This window comes from Ruegeria sp. BF12 (assembly GCF_056538705.1).
Window position 1 is genome coordinate 16,807 of the sequence record NZ_JBQFTP010000008.1, and the last position, 16,539, is coordinate 33,345.

Consider the following 16,539-nt stretch of genomic DNA (forward strand, 5'->3'; position numbering starts at 1 on the left):
TATGAGGCGCCCGGAGTGGTCGACATCAAAACCCAACAAGACCGGCGCACGATCCGAGTTGGGTTCCCTAGAACCCTGATCCCAGCCCCATCCCCGGCTTGCAGACACATCGCTTGACCAAAACACTCTTCACGAAATCTACCCAAAAGTGCCAGTCGTCGAAAAAACACTTATGTCAGCTGAATTTTGTGCACACATTTCTGCGGATATTGACGAGCCTCAGCACAGATTGGAATGGTGCAGCACTAAATCTGTTCAAGCGCGGCACTGCCTTTGCCCCGCCGCTCGGACGGGAAAATCGTAACCTTCATCATGCCGTTCGAATACTTTTAAACCTGATTGGCGATGTACTGGTGTACCCGCGTTTCGGCGCTTTCGGACAATAGCGCGCTGGCAACGCGCCATTCCACATCTGCGACCTGCGCGGCCGAGGCCACCACACTCAGGGCCAACCTGTAAATCGCGGAAACCTAGCAAAGAAAAGTTCGTGCTGATACCGGTAAATATCCGCTACATAGTTCCGCATTTGTAATAACATCTGTGCCGCATCCGGAGAGCGTGAATGTCCGCAAGAATGCCCAAGATCCCTTCACTCAAGCTATTCGTCGAGGTCATGCACGCAGGCACGATTGCTAAGGTCGCCGAGCAGATGCACCTGACGCCGTCTGCGGCCAGTCGGATGTTGTCTGCATTGGAACGCGATCTGGAACTCACGCTGTTCCGCCGTGAGCGGCAGCGGCTGATGCCGACCGAGGCGGCGGAAACTTTCCTGCCCGAGGCCATGCGCGCGCTGAACGTAATGGATGAACTGCCCCGAATATCTGACGCTATACGCGACGGCGCGAATAGGGAACAGTTGATCCGTATCCTGAGTTTCCCGCGCTTGGCGGAACAAATCATGCCAGCTGCCGTGCAACGATATTATAGGGAAACCGGCTCGGATACGCGCATCAACATCAGCGTCGAAGCGCGCCAAAACCTGAAACGATGGGCAGCGTCACGCATGTTCGACGTCGCCCTCACCTCGGTTCCTGTCGTCCATCCCGGTGTACGTGGAGAGCCGATCATAGACTTTCCTCTGTGTGTGACTTTGCATCGCGATCATCCTTTGTCAGGAGACCGCGAAATACCGGTACAAGCCCTGGCGGATGCGCCCCTGTCGTTAATCGAGGAGGGTTCGATTTTGCGCCAACGTATTGCAAAGGTGTTTGACGAAGCAGGGCTTGTTCCAAATGTCCGCCAGGAAAGCGGGACAGTTGACGTGTCGATTTATATAGGGTTGGCGGCTGGCAGCATAACAATAAACGATGGGATTTTCCCCAAATCGTTGTTAGAACAAGGTTTTGTTTTGCGCCGCCTGAAAACGCAGCATAGCGTTCCAGTCGGTTTCGTTATCCCCCTCGACCGCAAAGTCGAAGGGGCCGCTGCTCATTTCATGGACGCAATCCGGCACGAGGTTCTGGCCTATCGCAACAACCTGAACAAAGTACTGGATGCCGATTGACCCAAAGTCTCAGATACTTTCCAGATTGACCTCTTTGCCGGGGACAGGCGAGGCCGCAATCGACCCTGCGCCTCTTACAACATCATAGCCACCCAACGCTTCGATCCGGGCCAGCTGATCGGCTTTGCTGCGCGCGTCCATAGCTTCGGGGTCGATCCGTTCGCGCAGCAGCGCGACCAACTCTGCCTCTTTCGGGTGGCTGCTCTTATTGGCAAGCAAATCATTTGCCTCATCAGGATCAGAGGCCAGATCAAACAGCTGATTGGGCATGTTTACGTGGTAAATCAGCTTCCAATTGCCATCTCTGATCAGAAAGCTGGAATTTAGGCTGCCCATGGCGTGATATTCGACAAAGCCTGGCCGCGGGTCCTGCCGCCCGTCGATCACCTGCAAGAGCGAACAGCCTGGAAGGCCTTGGTCATGTGATGTGGACACGTCGAACAGATCCAGAATTGTCGGAAACAAGTCCACGTGACCGACGCAATCAGAAACCGTCTTAGCCTCTGGCAAACCAGGACCCGCCATAATCAGGGGGACACCGGTAGAATGCTCATGTAGATTGGCTTTGCCCAAAATGCCGTGGGCGCCGATTGCCTCGCCGTGATCAGATGTATAGGCCATCCATGTCGTGTCGGTAAGGCCCAGATCATTCGCCTTGTCGATCACCTTGCCGATCTCCGCGTCGGTTTGGCTGATTAGCGCACAATAGCCCGCATAAGCCTGTCGCATGAAGGTTTCGTCCATACCTTCGGGCAGTTGGTTCATCCACGCCAGATAGGCCATCGCCGGGTGGTCGTAACGATCAGGCGCATCCCAAGTCGACGGCAAAGGCATGTCCTTGGGTGGGTACAAATCCCAGAATTCCTGATCAGCTCGGAACGGCGGGTGCGGGCTGGGATACGATACGATCAAGGCCCACGGCTCAGGGTTATCGGCGTTTTTGTGCAACCATTCAATCGCCCGTTCAGTGATCTGACGGTCGTAGATCTGATAATCGGTCTGGCCCGGGCCCGAGTTGCCGTAAATCGCCTTGTGCCCCGAGCGGCTTGGCACGCCTTCTTCGGTCGCCCGCAGCAACGTCAGCGGAGACCCAATGCCGCCAACGACGTGCATCGTGTGAATTTCCTCGGTGAATCCGTTGTCGTCCTTTTCTGAGCGGTAATGCAGTTTCCCTATGGCGGTGACCGAAATACCTTCATCCCGCAATCGATGATGCCAGGTTTTTATCGCCCCGTCGTACATCGTTGCGTTGTCCCAATACCCTGTCTGATGCGGGTAGCGCCCGGTTGCAATCGCGGCGCGTGCCGGGCAGCACAATGTCGTGGCGGCATAGGCATTCTCGAAAAGGACACCGCGCCGTGCCAGACAATCAAGGTTCGGAGTCCGCACATGTGAATGGCCTGCGGCGCCAAGAAAACTGCGCGCATGGTTGTCCGTTACAAATAAGATCAGGTTGTTTGTACGTGTCATGATTTCCCGCCAATTTTGCCGTATTGGCGTCGATAGATATCCTCAATATCTGCCGAAGTTGTTGCGTTTTTGGAAACACCTGCTTCCGAATTCAACGTCGTTGTTCGCGTGGTTTTGCTACTGGCAATTTTCGCTCGATCCGAAGACAAAGCGCTTGCAAAGAGATACTTTTCGAAAAGCCCAATGGATGAACGTCACATCCAGCTTTTGACCGTATTACGTAGGGTTTCAGTCGCCAAAGCTTGGATCTGGCCGCGTTCATCATCTTCGGCGATGCTCACCATTAACAGCAACGACACGGCCAGGCGCATTGCAAACTTGATCTGGATCGCAGAGAACTGTTGGCTCGAATAGGCTAGGACGTTGTCACGCACCGTGTTTACGATATCGGCCTCATAATTTTTGTCCGCCTCACGGATTCGATCATTCATCATCATCGCCTTGGTCAACTCGACGGCCAATGAATGGTCAAAGGCAGTGTGCTCTTCGATGTGCCGACGGAACAGATAAGCCGCCAAGTCCGCGGCGTTCATTGGTTCGGTCAGTTCATTCAATGCCTGTATGTTTACGCGTTTTTCTTCAGCGAGCCACTCGTCATACAGGCGTCGAAAGATGTCATCCTTGTGGGCAAAGTACCGATAAACCGTGCCGATCCGGCATCCGACGGCATCCGCGACGTGGTTTGTCGTAAAGTTCTCGAACCCACGATCAACAAGGACTTGTCGAGACGCTGTAAGGATTTCCTCCACTTTTTCTTGTGCGCGTAGTTGAAGCGGTGTTTTGCGCATCGCGCTCTTTTCTCTTCTAAAATTTCAGCATTCGCGTGAGTTCGCCCAACCAACTTAGCAACTTCAAATACGAGGAACCAGCAAGGTCGCAGAGTGCAGCTCATAAAAATGATTATTTACTCATTTTTATAATTCTCGTAGCGCCCCCAACTATCGAGGCAACAATTTTGAGGTCATCATGTCCTGCGATGAAGTGGATCAGGCATTCCTGCGCACAGAACTTAAGGGCACCCAAAGCGAAAACACTTTTGCTGGCGCGCTGAGTTTTATGCGTCGTAAGTACTCGCGCGATCTTTCCGGGGTGGACGTGGCAGTCACCGGAATCCCGTTTGATTGCGCAGTATCGCACCGGCCCGGCGCCCGGTTCGGACCAGCAGCTATTCGCAAGGCATCGGCCCATTTCGCGACCGGCCCGATCTGGCCCTGGCGGTTCGATCCCTTTGATACCCTCGCCGCTATTGATTATGGCGACTGTCCAGTCGACTACGCGAATGCACCATCTATCGACGCAACGATTGAAGACCACGTCCGCCCGATTGTCGAAAGCGGAGCTTATCTGCTGTCGCTCGGTGGCGATCACTATTGCTCGTACCCGCTTCTCAAGGCGGTTGCTGCGGCCCATGGGCCTCTGGCCCTGGTTCACTTCGATGCGCATCGCGATGTCGAACCGTCCGACAACCGCGTGCAGGACCATGGGGCGATGTTCGGCTACGCAATCGAAGACGGAGTGATTGACCCCCAAAAAACTGTACAGATCGGCATTCGCACCACCTTTGAAGACGAAGGTGACTACGGTATGACCATCCTCGGCGCAGACAAGGTGCACGCCAGTCGCGCAAGTGAAATCGCTAAAATTGTTCGCGAGGTTGTGGGCGATAGCAAATCGTATCTGACCTTTGACATTGATTGCCTCGATCCCGCTTTCGCTCCGGGCACCGGAACGCCGGTCCCCGGCGGCTTGAGTTCCTGTCAGGCCCTCGCGATCTTGCGAGAACTTACCGACATCAATTTTGTTGCATCCGATTTGGTCGAGGTCCTGCCCGCCCACGACGTCAGCGACACCACAGCGCTGGCGGCGGCGATGGTCTGCGCCGAAATGCTCTGTCTTCGGGCAGCGCGTGTACGCCAGGCATCCTGACCAAACCAGCAGAGGGCCAAATGCACCGCTTTCACAAACAACTCTCTGGGAGGAGAACCAATATCGACGAAAGACTGTTGGAGAGTTGTAAGCCGAAACGGGCATCGACCTCGTCTATGATGTCAACGAAAGCAACGAAACGCTAAAAACCAAACTGTTGGCCGGAAACGCAGGCTATGGCGTTGTCGTGCCTTCAGCCTCATTTTTTAAACGCCAAATTCAGGCACGTGTCTTTCAGCCATTCAACATGACGAAACTGCCCAACGCGAACCATCTTTGGGGCGCGATCCGCAACAGAACGGGCGTCTACTCTGGCGTAACTGACCATTCCGTCACCAATATGTGGGGCCCACCAGAATCGGCGTGAACCTTCCCCGCGTGCGCGAGTTTCTTAGGGAAGATGCTCCCATCGGTTCCCGGGAGCTGGTCTTTAACCCAAAGTACATGGAAGAACTGTCCGAATTTGGCGTCCACTTCCTGGATGCACCAACGGAAATCATCCCGTCTGCGCTGAAATACATCGGCGAAAACCTGATTGCACAGGACACAAAGGGCTGCGACCGGAATGTGAACGAAAATCAAGTCAGGTATTTCAAGGCAATCGTGCCATTGCGGCTTCTGACCTTGAAGGTGGTCGCAAATTTGGTCGCGTTGGCAAAAGGTTCCGAGTGTCCGCCTGTTGGAAACGGCCAGTTGCTATTGGATAGCACTTGCCTTGGATTGCGCCGCAGGCTTTGTAGCTGACCCAGCCACCTATTTTCTGCGATCTAGGCGAGCAACTGGAATATGCGGCTGATCAGAAGCTTTCCCTCAATACTATCTATCAACTAGATATATTGTAATTAAACACATCGCCCCAACACCTGTAGAAGCATCGCCGAAACAGGAGATATCACTATGACAAAGAAGATCACCATAATCGGCGCCACCGGGCATCTGGGCCATCGCGTTACCACCAAGCTCATCGAAAAAGTCGCGGAAGTGACCGCCATCGTGCGGGACCCGAAAGCGGCAAAAACAAAGCTGCCCGCAGGGGTTCACCTTGTGCAGGGAGATGTATCTGATCCGGCCAGCCTGGTATCAGCTTTGCAAGGGACTGAGACGCTTTACATCACACTGAACACCGAGTCGCTGGACACCACCCTGCCCTTCCACACCGAACGGGAAGGCGTGATCAATATCGTCGCGGCAGCAAAAGAAGTCGGCGTTCAGCACATCATGCAAATTGCAGGTGTTGACTATGCCTATCCCGAGTTTTCAACCGAAGGCTTGGCATATGGAACCAATGCGATCCGCAAGCATGGGATCGACGCCATCAAAGCGTCCAGTATCCCTTATACATTCTTCTATTGCTCGTTCTTTCTGGATTCACTACCCAAGCTTTTGATGGATAACCAACTGGCCGTGATCGGAAATCACGTCCATCCGATCTGGTTCACAAACTCCAGCGACTTGGCGGAACTGGTGTTCAATGCCATCGGCAATGATGCGGCCAAAAACAAAGAATTCGCGGTTCAGGGCCAGCAAGCCAAAACTTACACCGAAGCGGCGACCGAATTTTTGGAGACTTACGCCCCCGAGGCAGAAGTCATTCAATTGCCGATGGAGGCGGTTGGACAGATGGGCCTGCCGGAAGATCAGGCCACTTTTATTGAGCACGTTCTGACATTCGTTCAGCAACTGAAGGAAGAACAAGTGGCCGGTGAAACATGGGAGGCTCTTGGCGCGCCAAAATACACGATCTCCTCATTCGCCAAAGAGCTTCGCGAGGAAGCTTAAGCCGAAGCAGAGTTCTGAATATTGGCGGATTTTGCCAGTTTTTTCACCAGATTGGCGGTTGCCTGGCCCATCGGCCTTTCGAATGACCAGACCATATCCACCGCGCGCTCGGCATAAGGTTTGGTCTCGAATTGCAGCGGCAGGATTTTAAGGGCGCCAGTTTGAATGAAGGCATCTACCGCATGCAAGGGCAGCGCCGACCACCCCAGGTCGGCCTGCACAAGCTCGATGGCCTCGGCTGTGGTACTGACCTGCCAGATCGATGGCGAGGCCTTAAGGATCGCACTGTTGGGATTATCGGCCTCTTTCAATAAGATCTGACGATGCAGGCGCAACTCCTCCCATGAAACCGACGACATATTCGCCAGCGGGCTTTCCGGATGGCTGACGCAGACCAGCCTCAGAGTTCCCAACGAGCGAAAGTCGAGCGCTTCTGGGATACCCTCGGGTTCCAGAATAATACCCAGATCCACCGCGCCCTGAACGACCAGCCGTTGAATTTCCCCGGCGGTAAATGACTGGATTTCCACATCAACGGATGGGAATTCAACGCTGAACGCGCGGATGATCTCTCCTAGGTTGGCCAGCTTGATATGCGGCGCCATGGCAAGCGTGATGCGGTTCTCTACGGTCATGGACAAGGCATCGGCAACGGCCAGAAACCTGCTGCGGCGTTCCAACAGAATTTCAGCCTGCGAGATCAACGCCTCACCAGCCTTGGTCAGGGTCGGGTACCTTCGGCTACGGTCGAAAAGCGTCAGATCCAAATCGACCTCAAGATTGGCAACCAATGTGCTGATCACCGATTGCGCTTTTTTACATTTTCGGGCTGCCGCGGAAAATGACCCCTCGCCGTGGGTTGCGACGAATGCCTCTAATTGCTCAAACGATGCGCGCATAGCGGTGCTCTGCCATCTATCTATTTACCATATGGTATCCACCTTTATTGATCTCTCCACCCAAGTACAACCGTTACAAGGACATAAATTCAGGAGAACACACATGAGCTTTGGCGGTCGGGTTGTACACGCAGTACTGTTTGAGGTCTTCGCGCTTTTGGGCATTGCGCTATTGCTGCCGATGATCTCGCATGTTGATGTCCACAAAACACTGATCCTAGGTGTGTTCTTTTCTTTGGCAGCGATGCTGTGGAACGTGGTTTTCAACACAGGGTTCGATTGGTACCTGGCGAACATCCGCAGAAACACGCACAAGTCGGCGGCGGTGCGGGTTGTTCATGCTTTGCTGTTCGAGGGGACATTTGTCGCGCTGACCCTGCCTGTTCTTGCCTGGGCCCTGGGTCTGACAATAAGGGGCGCAATGAAACTGGAAGCAGCGCTGATCGTGTTTATTCTCATCTATACATTTTTCTTCAATATTGTGTTTGATTGGTGTCGCGTGAAACTCACCAACCCGACGGTGTGTTGACCGGGCAAATTGTAACCCCGCGTCGTCGACGCCGAGTGAAAACAACCCGTCGCGGAATACAAGATTTGACGACATCCGGCCGGTTTGATCGAGCGCCCGATGCCAAGTCTTTCTATCCGTTTGCGGACACTTGTTCGCATTTGCCGCCCAGTGAATTGTCCCAGAATGCGTTCGGGAACGGTCAGCTCAGGTCTTCACCTTTTTGGCACCGTTAAGGTCTGCCTCGAGTAGCGATTTCAATTTTGGACGCCAGACGTCTGCCAAAGCGTCTTCACGTGTCACCAACGAGATGTTTCGAAACAATGGCCGAGGCTCACAGGGCAAGACAAGAACCTGGTCTGCACCGTAACGAATGACATCCGCTTTTGGCAAAAGCGCGTATCCGATCCCGTGTTTGACGCAGTTCACGATCGTTTCGATATTATCCAGGATGATCACATCATCGGACTTCAATTGCATTTGGTCGCAATGTTGGGCGATCAGTTTTCCAATGCCCGACGACGGGATGAAGTGCAGAAAGGGATAGGCTTGAGATAGCTCAGCTAGCCCGCCGGCCTTGCTGTACAATGGCGCTGTCACCACCATCTCTTCGCGGATAAGCGTTTCGCAGCACAGCCCATATGTTGCTTCGGAAATTTCCGTTACAACAGCCGCGTCCAGTTGGCCGTTTCGCACCTGTTCACACAATGCCTCGGACAGTCCTGTACTTGTGCCGAACACTGCTTTTGGAGCCATCTTCGCGGCGCTCGTGAGAAATCTGGGCAAGATCCGAGCGCCAGCAGAAGGGACAAATCCGATCCGGTAGGACCCCGTTAGTTCATGCGTTGACACGCAGCGCGATTTCAAAACCGAAAAGGCATCGACTATGGTCTTTGCGTCCTGGGCAACCCGAATTCCCAACGGGGTCAGCTTGGGCGGTCGGTACCTGCGATCGAACAATTGAGCCCCAAGTTCTTCTTCCAAGGACTTCATCTGCATGCTCACCGCCGACAACGTCATGTTTCGGATTTCCGCTGTGCGAGTGAAAGAGCTTTGTTGCGCGATAGTAACCAGAGTTTCAAAGGCTGAAATTTGCATAAATTCAACAAACCTTAATTTAATGGCAAAGTAAATTCGATTGAAAAAAACATGTCATACCTCACATACTCGTGAGCAGAGAGGATGACCCAATGTTTGATCAAGGAACAAATTCGTATCAGGCAATTGCTCGCGAACTGGCCGCCGGGTTTGCAGAACGAGCGGGTTATTGGGATGAAAACCGCACGTATTGTTGGGAAAACGTGCGCGAACTTACCGAAGCCGGGCTTATGGGGATGACGATCCCGACAAAGTTCGGGGGGCTGGGAGCCTCGTATTTTGACGTGGTTCTGGCGGTCGAGGAAATCGCCAAAGCCTGTGCACTGAGCGCCCGGATCGTGGTCGAGGCCAATATGGGCGGCATCAGCGCAATCATGGCGTACGGAACAGACGAACAGCGCGCCTTTGTAGCTCCGCTTGTCCTTTCAGGTGATAAGCCCGCAATTTGCATAACAGAGCCAACCGCGGGCAGCGCTGCGACCGAGATGCAGACGACCGCCCGGCGTGTTGGCTGCAAGTACTTGATAAACGGCACAAAACACTGGATCACGGGTGGCGGCGTTTCGAAGCTTTATCTGATTTTTGCGCGCGTTTTGGATGACGACGGAAAAGACAAAGGGATAACTGGTTTTCTGGTTCACTTTGACCCTGAAAACGGCATCGCCCCCAAAGGGTTCGATGTGATCCGCCACGAGCGGACCTTGGGTCTTTGCGGTATGCCCGAAGCTGAGTTGCGCTTTTCCGATCTGGAAGTTGATGAGCGGTTCGCACTGATAACTCCCTCAGGGATAAAACGCGGCTTTGCGGATCTGATGACCGCATATAACAGTCAGCGTGTTGGCGCAGGAACAGTTGCCATGGGCATTGCATCAGGTGCGCTGGAACATGCAAAAAGATACCTGCGCGAACGTCACCAATTTGGCCGCCCGCTGCAGGAGTTCCAGGGCCTACAATGGATGATTGCGGATATGGACACAGCGGTTCATGCGTCTCGTCTGATGTTGCACGAGGCTGTGCAAGCATTGGGTTCAGCTGGTTTTCCTGACATGATGATGGCGGCTCGGGCAAAGGCATTCGCCTCCGAACAGGCGGTGAAAGTGGTCAATGACGCCCTGCAAATTTTCGGAGCCCGTGGATATGGTGCCCAGGAACCGATCGAACGGATGTATCGCGACGTCCGAATGTTCACAATCGGTGGCGGCACTGCTCAGATTTTGAAAACACAGGTCGCAGGTTCGTTGTTGGGTATCAAAACACCGCAAACAAGGGATGGATACGCAAAGCTGGCGGGTCGGTCCTCGTTTACGAACTAACCTGACGCCCGGTTCTCGCTATAAGCTGTTCGAGTTTGACACGTTTATAAACACGCATGACGGGTTAGGCGCCCAACATGGTTTCGCACAGAAATAGACATTTTCTTTGTTTAAATGGCTCAAAATAAAGTTGCCACCCGAGCCCTTTTGAAGGCTGGATGGCAACTCAGTAGAAACTGTGCGGGGTAGCCGGCCAAGCAGCGCCTGAATTTCAACGGCGCTTATACAGAAACAAAACCTGACCGGTCGTCGTTTTATCTGATGTGCTTCCTCCTATTGCGGCGATAGCTGCGTTGGTGATTTCGTATTAGTCCTGATTGCTCCAGTGATCGCCATTTTTATAGTCATCGCGACGCTCTTCCGCGCGGTCCTGGGCATCTTCAAAGTTGTCTTTCTGGATCGCGCCGCCCACAGCACCAACTGCAGCACCGGCCGCAGCGCCACCTACGATGCTTTCGCCCGCAATACCGGCAACGGTGGCGCCGACAACCGCGCCTTTGATGGCTTTGTCAGTGACGTAGTCCGCCTGGGCTGCGGCCGCCATTGTGATCAGGATTGCTCCGGAGATTGGTGCGATAAAGAGGTTCTTGTTTGAGGTCTTCATTGGGTTCATCCTTGTTCTGGTCAGCAACCACTGCGGCTGCCGTGTGCCCATGAACTAGGTGGCCCGATGGCGGGTATTCTTTTGGAGACGGGACAAGGTTTTGTGGATCCTGGACATCTTCAGGATCTGTGGGTTTCAAAGAACAAATGGACTTACCGACCGGCCTTTCGGAACCTGGCGGGCGTCTCACCCGTCCAGCGCTTGAACGCCACCGAAAAAGCCGCCTGATCTGCAAAACCAAGCATGAAAGCTACGCGCGCGACACCCTCGCCACTGCGCAGCATTCGTTTGGAAAGATCACACAGCACGCCTTCCAACAGCTGCTTAAAGCTTGTGCCCTCGGCTGACAGGTGACGTGTCATCGTACGCCGGGTCAGCCCAAGCTCGCCGGCTATTTCATCCCCGTTCGGGATTGGCCCGGGAAGGCGTTCGCCAAGCATGTCCACGATGCGGTCCGCGAGGCTCTTGACGACGTCCGGTTGGGCTTTCAACTGCTCTTCTCCGTGCTTGCGCAAGTGCCCCAGCAAGGTAGGGTCAGCGGTCGGGATCCGAAAACTCATGCCGTTCGAAGGTAAGCACAGCGCGTAACCCGCTTTGAAACCTTCCACGGCACAACCCGCCATCTCGGCCAGAAATCGGCAATGCTCGGCGTCGTCCGTTTCCAACTCAATAGAAATGGGTCCCAGCCCGCCAGACGTGATCTGTTGCACGCGCCTATAGAGACCAAACAGCAACATTTCGCGATGTCGAGGATATTGATGAGCTGGGATCACGTTACTTTCCAGCGTGATCTTTGGAGCATCCGGCGCTCCGACCACGTATAGTCGCAGATCCGGGTCCTGCATCGCGTAAAACCGCTGGGTCATTGCCAATGCGTCTTCAATCGTTTCGGCAGCCCGTACGATATACGCAAGCAGCGTTCCGGGGCCTTGCGCGGACAAACCAACGTGAGCGGCAAAAGTCTTGTCTTCAAGCACTCGGCACGCGGTCTCAACTGCCCCCGCTTCATGCAGCAGCTCCACAGTCGCATCGGGCCCTTCGATCACGTCCGACGGGGCCCCCGCCATTTCAAGAATTTCAGGAAACGGAATGCGGGCACCGGGCTGCTGCGCGTAGAGACGCCCGACATGTTGCAGTCTGTACGCGCTGATGCGTGGCACCTGTGCTTCCTCCCCTGACAATGCAGGCAATTGTCCAGAAGCCAACAACAAATGTCCAGAACCCAAAGGATCGCCAGCGCGATGGTGGTTAGTTCGCGGTCATCAGAAAGGAAAAGACCATGATCTACTTCGCAAGGTACTACCGCGTTTTCAAAGCAATCCACGCGTCCGCAAAAAATGAGTGGTCCGGCGCAAATGTCCACGTGCCGCTGAAACGGGCACTTGGCGAGAAAACGCCTAAGGGGCCTCGTTGGGACCCGCCCTACGTCCCGCCGCAACAGCCCTCTGAACCGACACAACAACCAACCGGAAGCTGACCTTCCAATCGTTCAAAACACTACAGCCGCATCCTGGCTGCGTTAGCAAAAGGACCTGAAACATGAAACCACCTGCGTTCCTGATGGCCGCCGCACTCGGCGTCATCTCAACCCCCGCCTTCGCCGCTGGCGGCGACCCCCGTTGGTGGGTCGCGCCCGGCCAGACCGACAGCTACGCCTGGGTCGGCCTGATCGTTTTCTTCCTGGCGATCCTGCTGATCGTTCACCTCTATGCCCGCTTTGACCGTTACACCGAGCACAAGGCAATCGGCACGCCCCTGCGCACAACTATTCCAGTAATGCTGAGTGTCGCTTTGGCTTACGAACTGATGCCGGCCTTGAGCCATTTCAGCAATCTGTTGCCGGCTGCCCTGATCCTGACCGCAATCGCCCGCGACTTCATGCTGTGGTGGCGCCCATCCGATGAGGAGACGGTAAAATGATCGAACTTCTCGTTACATCCTTCCCGTTCGTTCTGCGCGTGATTTACCTGAAATGGCGCGGAATACCCGTTACTCTATATAACGTGCATCGGGCGATCTTTTTGTGGTTCGTGCTGGCCCTGATCGTCTTCTTCGCCGTGTTCTATTACTACCCCAAGTCCTACACAGGCCTTGTGCCGTTCAGAACCGTTCCGGTTGTGGCCGAGAATGGCGGAACAGTCACAGAAGTCTATGTAAAAGGTGGCGATCTCGTAGAGCCGGGTGATCCGTTATTTGCAGTCGAGAATTCGTCCGAAAAAGCTGCCGTGGATTTCGCAACGCGTAAAGTTGAGGAAATCCAAAGCGCGAAACTGGCCGCTGAACTTCAGGTCGAAACTGCGCAGGCCGTGCTGGACGCCGCAGTGACCGCGAGGGAACAGGCAGAGCTTGTTCTGATGGATCATCGCGCCCTTCAAGCCAAAAGTTCCGCCGCATTCCAGGTGAGCCAGTTGGAACGGGCCCAGGCCACACTGGAAACCCGGGAAGCGGAAGTTGAGGCTGCTACAACTCAATTGGGTGTGGCGCAGGTTCAGGCGACTGCCGTGTTGCCGGCACAGCTTGCATCTGCTCGCGCGTCGCTGAAACAGGCCGAGGTGGAACTGGCCAAAACACTCACGCTCAGCTCTGTCGATGGAGTTGTCGAGCAGGTCACGCTCAACGTCGGATCACGCGCAGCCCAGGCAGCGATGAGCCCCGCCATGCTGATTGTACCGGACCGAAAAGATGTTGAGCGCGGACGTATCGTTGCCGGGTTCTCGCAGGTCTCGCGCACCGAGTTGTACGAAGGCATGGCGGCTGAAGTGGCCTGCGAAAGCAACTTCAACATTTCGATGCGCAATACCATCTTGCCTGCGCGGATCGTGCGTATTCAGGACTCGATCTCTTCCGGCCAACTTGCACCCAGCGGTCGCCTGATCGAGCCCAGCGAAAAGGTGAAACGTGGCCAGATCGTCGTACATCTTGACCTTGTGCATCCGGAACACCGTGACCTTCTGGTTCCAGGCAGCGGTTGTATTGTGCAGTCCTACACCACCAACCTGGAAGGCAATATGGAAGGCACAATTGTCGCGCACGGAATCCAGGCCATGGGGATCATCAAGGCAGTTGGCCTGCGGATCAAAGCGTGGTTTGGCCTAACTTCTGGCATCGGATTGATCGGCGGTGGACACGCTTGATCTCCCAGCAAAAAACCTGACTAAAGCCCGCGTCTCCCAGCGTTTGCAGGGAGACGCATTTATTGGTGCATTTTGTGATCTTTTGCGTAAACAAGACGCTCGAAACCGGTCATTTCTAGGCTGGGTCCGCTACCGCAGTCTGTTGGGCCAGAAAACCACGGTAACCAACAAGAACTATCAAATCGTAAGCCCAGACCTAAAAAACAGTCCTTTAGCCGCCAACGTAAACACCATCCTTTGGGCGGTAGAAGATCTTTTGATCGTGGAGCCGACCAAGAAGATCTTGAATGCGATGAAGGGCGTCTTCCCTTTCCGCCTTATCGTCTTCATTTTCGTCAGCGGCCTCATGCGACAATGAATTCAAGGCTCGCCTCAGTGAGACTTCTATAAGATCAATGTCCTCAACAGACAGTTCGAACATATCGTTGTATTGGGGCATAACAGGACTCCGACTATGCGCATGCCACTAGAGTGCCTTGTGGGCGGTTTGTTTTCCAGCTTTCCTCGTCTGTCGTTCAATTCCGCCCCGCCAATGGGCGTTTCTTTGCCCCGCAGACCCGCCAAGACAATCCTGATCTTCTCTTCGGCTGAGTAGTGCTTGCGCGTCTTACGCTTGATGCCCTTGACCAACTTGTCAGCGGCGTCCTTCGATGTTCTGGTTTTCTTGGTCATCTTCGCTCCATATAGGCTTCGATGAACCAGAAATCCTTCGTTGCTCAAACCCGTAAATCCGTCCGGAAGGGGCTGACGTTAGACAGAAATCCTCAGATCATAAGTGGACCGCAAAGAGTGACGCAACGATCCTTGAGGTTTTGATTGTCCTGACAATCATTACCATGATTGCGGCTGTGGCGGGGCCGCGTTTGATTGGTTATCTAGGTCGAGCGAAGTCCGAGACTGCCAAGTTACAGGTGAAACAAATCGGCGGCGCATTGCAGCTGTTCGATATTGATACCGGTCAATACACAGCCAACTCCGAAGATCTCAATGTTCTAATCAGCTCTCCTCCGGGGGACCCATCCTGATCGGGCCGTATCTGGATAATGCGGACGGGATGATCGATCCTTGTGGTCGTGCCTATATCTATACAGAACCAGACGATCAGGGCCAGCCGCGTGTAAGCAGTCTTGGCCGCGACGGTGCGCGCGGCGGCAGCGGAGAAGATGCCGGCGTCGCTTCAAATTAGCACACAACTGGAAATAACGTGGTCGACATGCGCTGCCGCAATCGCGACAAGCCATCGATAACTCACCGCCTGATGGACTGAGGCGAAGCGCTTGCCAATGGATTATTGCCGGCGCGTTTCGGCCCGCGTGATCCAGTCGGCTCCGGCATAAGCGATGGTAAGCACTTGGATCTCTTGCGCGTCCTCATCAATCGTAAAGGCAATGACGGCGCGACGGGCGGCTGGAATGGCACGCAGGCCAGGTAAAATGTGATCCCGCCGAGACCCTTTATGTGGCAAGTCCTGCAACCCCTGCGCAACGCGCGCGATTTCGTCGAGTTTGCGGCGCGCTGCCCGAGTCCCCGCGTAGTCCGAAATCAACTCTGCAATCAGACTTAGATCATCGGCGACTGCAGGGTGGTAACGCAGGCGGTAGGTCAATCGGAGGGATCCAGCCCGCGAATGGCGGCTGCGAACACACTGTCATGATCAACAAATGCTTCACGCGGAGTGTCTGCACGGCGTCGGATTTCATCAGCCATAGCCTCAAGCGCGGTTTCGCGGGCTTGCTCATCCTCGATCATCCTCTCAACTGCGGCAGCCACCGCGGCAGAGGCCGAAGCATAGACACCCTCACCCACCTTATCCTTAAGAAACTGGTGGTGCCGGTCAGTAAAGCTGAGCGTGGTTTTGACGGTCATCGAACCTTCCTTTCGAAGTAATACTTGGTCATACCTACAATCAAGTCAAGTGGCAGAACGCTGTGTCCGTCAGAGGATTTGAGTTTTTCAGACAAGGGAGAAACCCTGAGATCCGCGAACGTGTCGGACATGGATTTCTAGAAACAGTTGCTGAGTGGTGCCGCGCGGGAATAGCGGCAACTTAGCATGTGTTTCTCTACCTGTCCGCTTCGCAAACTTGGTCTCAGGTCTCAGGCAAACTCGACCACGATCCTAAATTGGCGTCCCAGATGTTGCATTTGTGCAAACGGCGTGGCGAATCCACAAAAGAGCGATCAATAAAAAAATAATCTCCTTTTACTTGTGCATATCCTGCCTGAGATGGTGATGGGGAAAAGTCAAAAAATAGGTTGTCGTTCTTTGCGAGCGCAGCTTATGCCCGTCGGTTTTGGCAAAGTC

20 protein-coding genes and 1 pseudogene are annotated in these 16,539 nt (G+C 54.3%); 11 read left to right on the forward strand and 10 right to left on the reverse strand.

Annotation, left to right across the window (positions count from 1 at the left end):
* Positions 1 to 329: 329 nt before the first annotated feature.
* The gene (locus tag ACR0J0_RS13560) at positions 330 to 452 is read right to left on the reverse strand and encodes a hypothetical protein (protein WP_480664683.1); all 123 of its coding nucleotides are present in this window, start codon (positions 450 to 452) and stop codon (positions 330 to 332) included.
* A gap of 110 nt (positions 453 to 562) precedes the next feature.
* Here ACR0J0_RS13560 and ACR0J0_RS13565 point away from each other — a divergent pair, with 110 nt between their 5' ends.
* On the forward strand, positions 563 to 1,504 hold the full coding sequence (locus ACR0J0_RS13565; protein WP_480664684.1) for a LysR family transcriptional regulator: 942 nt from the start codon (positions 563 to 565) through the stop codon (positions 1,502 to 1,504).
* Positions 1,505 to 1,513: 9 nt separating this feature from the next.
* Here the strand turns inward: ACR0J0_RS13565 and ACR0J0_RS13570 are convergent, their stop codons facing one another.
* A complete protein-coding gene (locus ACR0J0_RS13570; protein WP_480664685.1) occupies positions 1,514 to 2,974 on the reverse strand; it encodes a sulfatase family protein in 1,461 nt (486 codons plus the stop codon).
* A 194-nt stretch (positions 2,975 to 3,168) separates the two neighbouring features.
* A complete protein-coding gene (locus ACR0J0_RS13575) occupies positions 3,169 to 3,762 on the reverse strand; it encodes a TetR/AcrR family transcriptional regulator (RefSeq protein ID WP_480664686.1) in 594 nt (197 codons plus the stop codon).
* Between the two features lie 178 nt (positions 3,763 to 3,940).
* On the opposite strand from ACR0J0_RS13575, the gene speB reads away from it, so the two are divergent.
* The 3 genes from speB (at position 3,941) to ACR0J0_RS13590 (ending at position 6,679) form a co-directional block, all read left to right on the forward strand.
* Positions 3,941 to 4,900: an agmatinase gene (gene speB / locus ACR0J0_RS13580; protein WP_480664687.1), complete on the forward strand. Its 960-nt coding sequence runs from the start codon at positions 3,941 to 3,943 to the stop codon at positions 4,898 to 4,900.
* A gap of 363 nt (positions 4,901 to 5,263) precedes the next feature.
* A complete protein-coding gene (locus tag ACR0J0_RS13585) occupies positions 5,264 to 5,644 on the forward strand; it encodes a hypothetical protein (RefSeq protein WP_480664688.1) in 381 nt (126 codons plus the stop codon).
* Between the two features lie 153 nt (positions 5,645 to 5,797).
* A complete protein-coding gene (locus ACR0J0_RS13590) occupies positions 5,798 to 6,679 on the forward strand; it encodes an SDR family oxidoreductase (RefSeq protein ID WP_480664689.1) in 882 nt (293 codons plus the stop codon).
* On the opposite strand, the gene ACR0J0_RS13595 is transcribed toward ACR0J0_RS13590, so the two are convergent.
* The gene (locus ACR0J0_RS13595; RefSeq protein WP_480664690.1) at positions 6,676 to 7,578 is read right to left on the reverse strand and encodes a LysR family transcriptional regulator; all 903 of its coding nucleotides are present in this window, start codon (positions 7,576 to 7,578) and stop codon (positions 6,676 to 6,678) included. The two genes, ACR0J0_RS13590 and ACR0J0_RS13595, sit on opposite strands and share 4 nt — an antisense overlap.
* On the opposite strand from ACR0J0_RS13595, the gene ACR0J0_RS13600 reads away from it, so the two are divergent.
* Complete coding sequence (locus ACR0J0_RS13600) at positions 7,472 to 8,107, forward strand: PACE efflux transporter (RefSeq protein ID WP_480664691.1); 636 nt, start codon at positions 7,472 to 7,474, stop codon at positions 8,105 to 8,107. The two genes, ACR0J0_RS13595 and ACR0J0_RS13600, sit on opposite strands and share 107 nt — an antisense overlap.
* A gap of 186 nt (positions 8,108 to 8,293) precedes the next feature.
* Here ACR0J0_RS13600 and ACR0J0_RS13605 read toward each other — a convergent pair whose 3' ends face one another.
* Positions 8,294 to 9,184: a LysR family transcriptional regulator gene (locus tag ACR0J0_RS13605; protein WP_480664692.1), complete on the reverse strand. Its 891-nt coding sequence runs from the start codon at positions 9,182 to 9,184 to the stop codon at positions 8,294 to 8,296.
* Positions 9,185 to 9,276: 92 nt separating this feature from the next.
* Between ACR0J0_RS13605 and acdA the strand changes: the two genes are divergently transcribed.
* Positions 9,277 to 10,497, forward strand: coding sequence for a 3-sulfinopropanoyl-CoA desulfinase (gene acdA, locus ACR0J0_RS13610; RefSeq protein ID WP_480664693.1), 1,221 nt, complete (start codon positions 9,277 to 9,279; stop codon positions 10,495 to 10,497).
* 307 nt (positions 10,498 to 10,804) lie between these two features.
* Here the strand turns inward: acdA and ACR0J0_RS13615 are convergent, their stop codons facing one another.
* On the reverse strand, positions 10,805 to 11,101 hold the full coding sequence (locus ACR0J0_RS13615) for a hypothetical protein (RefSeq protein ID WP_480664694.1): 297 nt from the start codon (positions 11,099 to 11,101) through the stop codon (positions 10,805 to 10,807).
* Positions 11,102 to 11,253: 152 nt separating this feature from the next.
* On the reverse strand, positions 11,254 to 12,261 hold the full coding sequence (locus tag ACR0J0_RS13620) for a helix-turn-helix domain-containing protein (protein WP_480664695.1): 1,008 nt from the start codon (positions 12,259 to 12,261) through the stop codon (positions 11,254 to 11,256).
* 379 nt (positions 12,262 to 12,640) lie between these two features.
* Between ACR0J0_RS13620 and ACR0J0_RS13625 the strand changes: the two genes are divergently transcribed.
* From ACR0J0_RS13625 to ACR0J0_RS13635, 3 genes are read left to right on the forward strand one after another with little or no spacing between them, the layout of a single operon-like run.
* Positions 12,641 to 13,021 (forward strand): hypothetical protein, encoded by a 381-nt coding sequence (locus ACR0J0_RS13625; RefSeq protein WP_480664696.1) that lies wholly within the window; start codon positions 12,641 to 12,643, stop codon positions 13,019 to 13,021.
* Entirely contained in the window at positions 13,018 to 14,235 is a 1,218-nt protein-coding gene (locus tag ACR0J0_RS13630) for an HlyD family secretion protein (protein WP_480664697.1), read from the forward strand. Before ACR0J0_RS13625 ends, ACR0J0_RS13630 begins: the two co-directional genes overlap by 4 nt.
* Positions 14,222 to 14,593, forward strand: coding sequence for a hypothetical protein (locus ACR0J0_RS13635; RefSeq protein ID WP_480664698.1), 372 nt, complete (start codon positions 14,222 to 14,224; stop codon positions 14,591 to 14,593). Before ACR0J0_RS13630 ends, ACR0J0_RS13635 begins: the two co-directional genes overlap by 14 nt.
* A gap of 179 nt (positions 14,594 to 14,772) precedes the next feature.
* On the opposite strand, the pseudogene ACR0J0_RS13640 reads toward ACR0J0_RS13635, so the two are convergent.
* Positions 14,773 to 14,907, reverse strand: a pseudogene (locus ACR0J0_RS13640) (IS3 family transposase); the annotation flags it as partial.
* A 164-nt stretch (positions 14,908 to 15,071) separates the two neighbouring features.
* Between ACR0J0_RS13640 and ACR0J0_RS13645 the strand changes: the two are divergent.
* Positions 15,072 to 15,260 carry a type II secretion system protein GspG gene (locus ACR0J0_RS13645; RefSeq protein WP_480664841.1) on the forward strand — a complete coding sequence of 63 codons (189 nt, stop codon included), beginning with the start codon at positions 15,072 to 15,074 and terminating at the stop codon, positions 15,258 to 15,260.
* An 11-nt stretch (positions 15,261 to 15,271) separates the two neighbouring features.
* Entirely contained in the window at positions 15,272 to 15,421 is a 150-nt protein-coding gene (locus ACR0J0_RS13650; RefSeq protein WP_480664842.1) for a type II secretion system protein GspG, read from the forward strand.
* 102 nt (positions 15,422 to 15,523) lie between these two features.
* Here the strand turns inward: ACR0J0_RS13650 and ACR0J0_RS13655 are convergent, their stop codons facing one another.
* Together ACR0J0_RS13655 and ACR0J0_RS13660 are read right to left on the reverse strand one after the other, a co-directional pair.
* Positions 15,524 to 15,841 (reverse strand): type II toxin-antitoxin system RelE/ParE family toxin, encoded by a 318-nt coding sequence (locus ACR0J0_RS13655; protein WP_480664699.1) that lies wholly within the window; start codon positions 15,839 to 15,841, stop codon positions 15,524 to 15,526.
* Positions 15,838 to 16,101 carry a type II toxin-antitoxin system ParD family antitoxin gene (locus tag ACR0J0_RS13660; RefSeq protein ID WP_480664700.1) on the reverse strand — a complete coding sequence of 88 codons (264 nt, stop codon included), beginning with the start codon at positions 16,099 to 16,101 and terminating at the stop codon, positions 15,838 to 15,840. Before ACR0J0_RS13660 ends, ACR0J0_RS13655 begins: the two co-directional genes overlap by 4 nt.
* Positions 16,102 to 16,539: the final 438 nt, after the last annotated feature.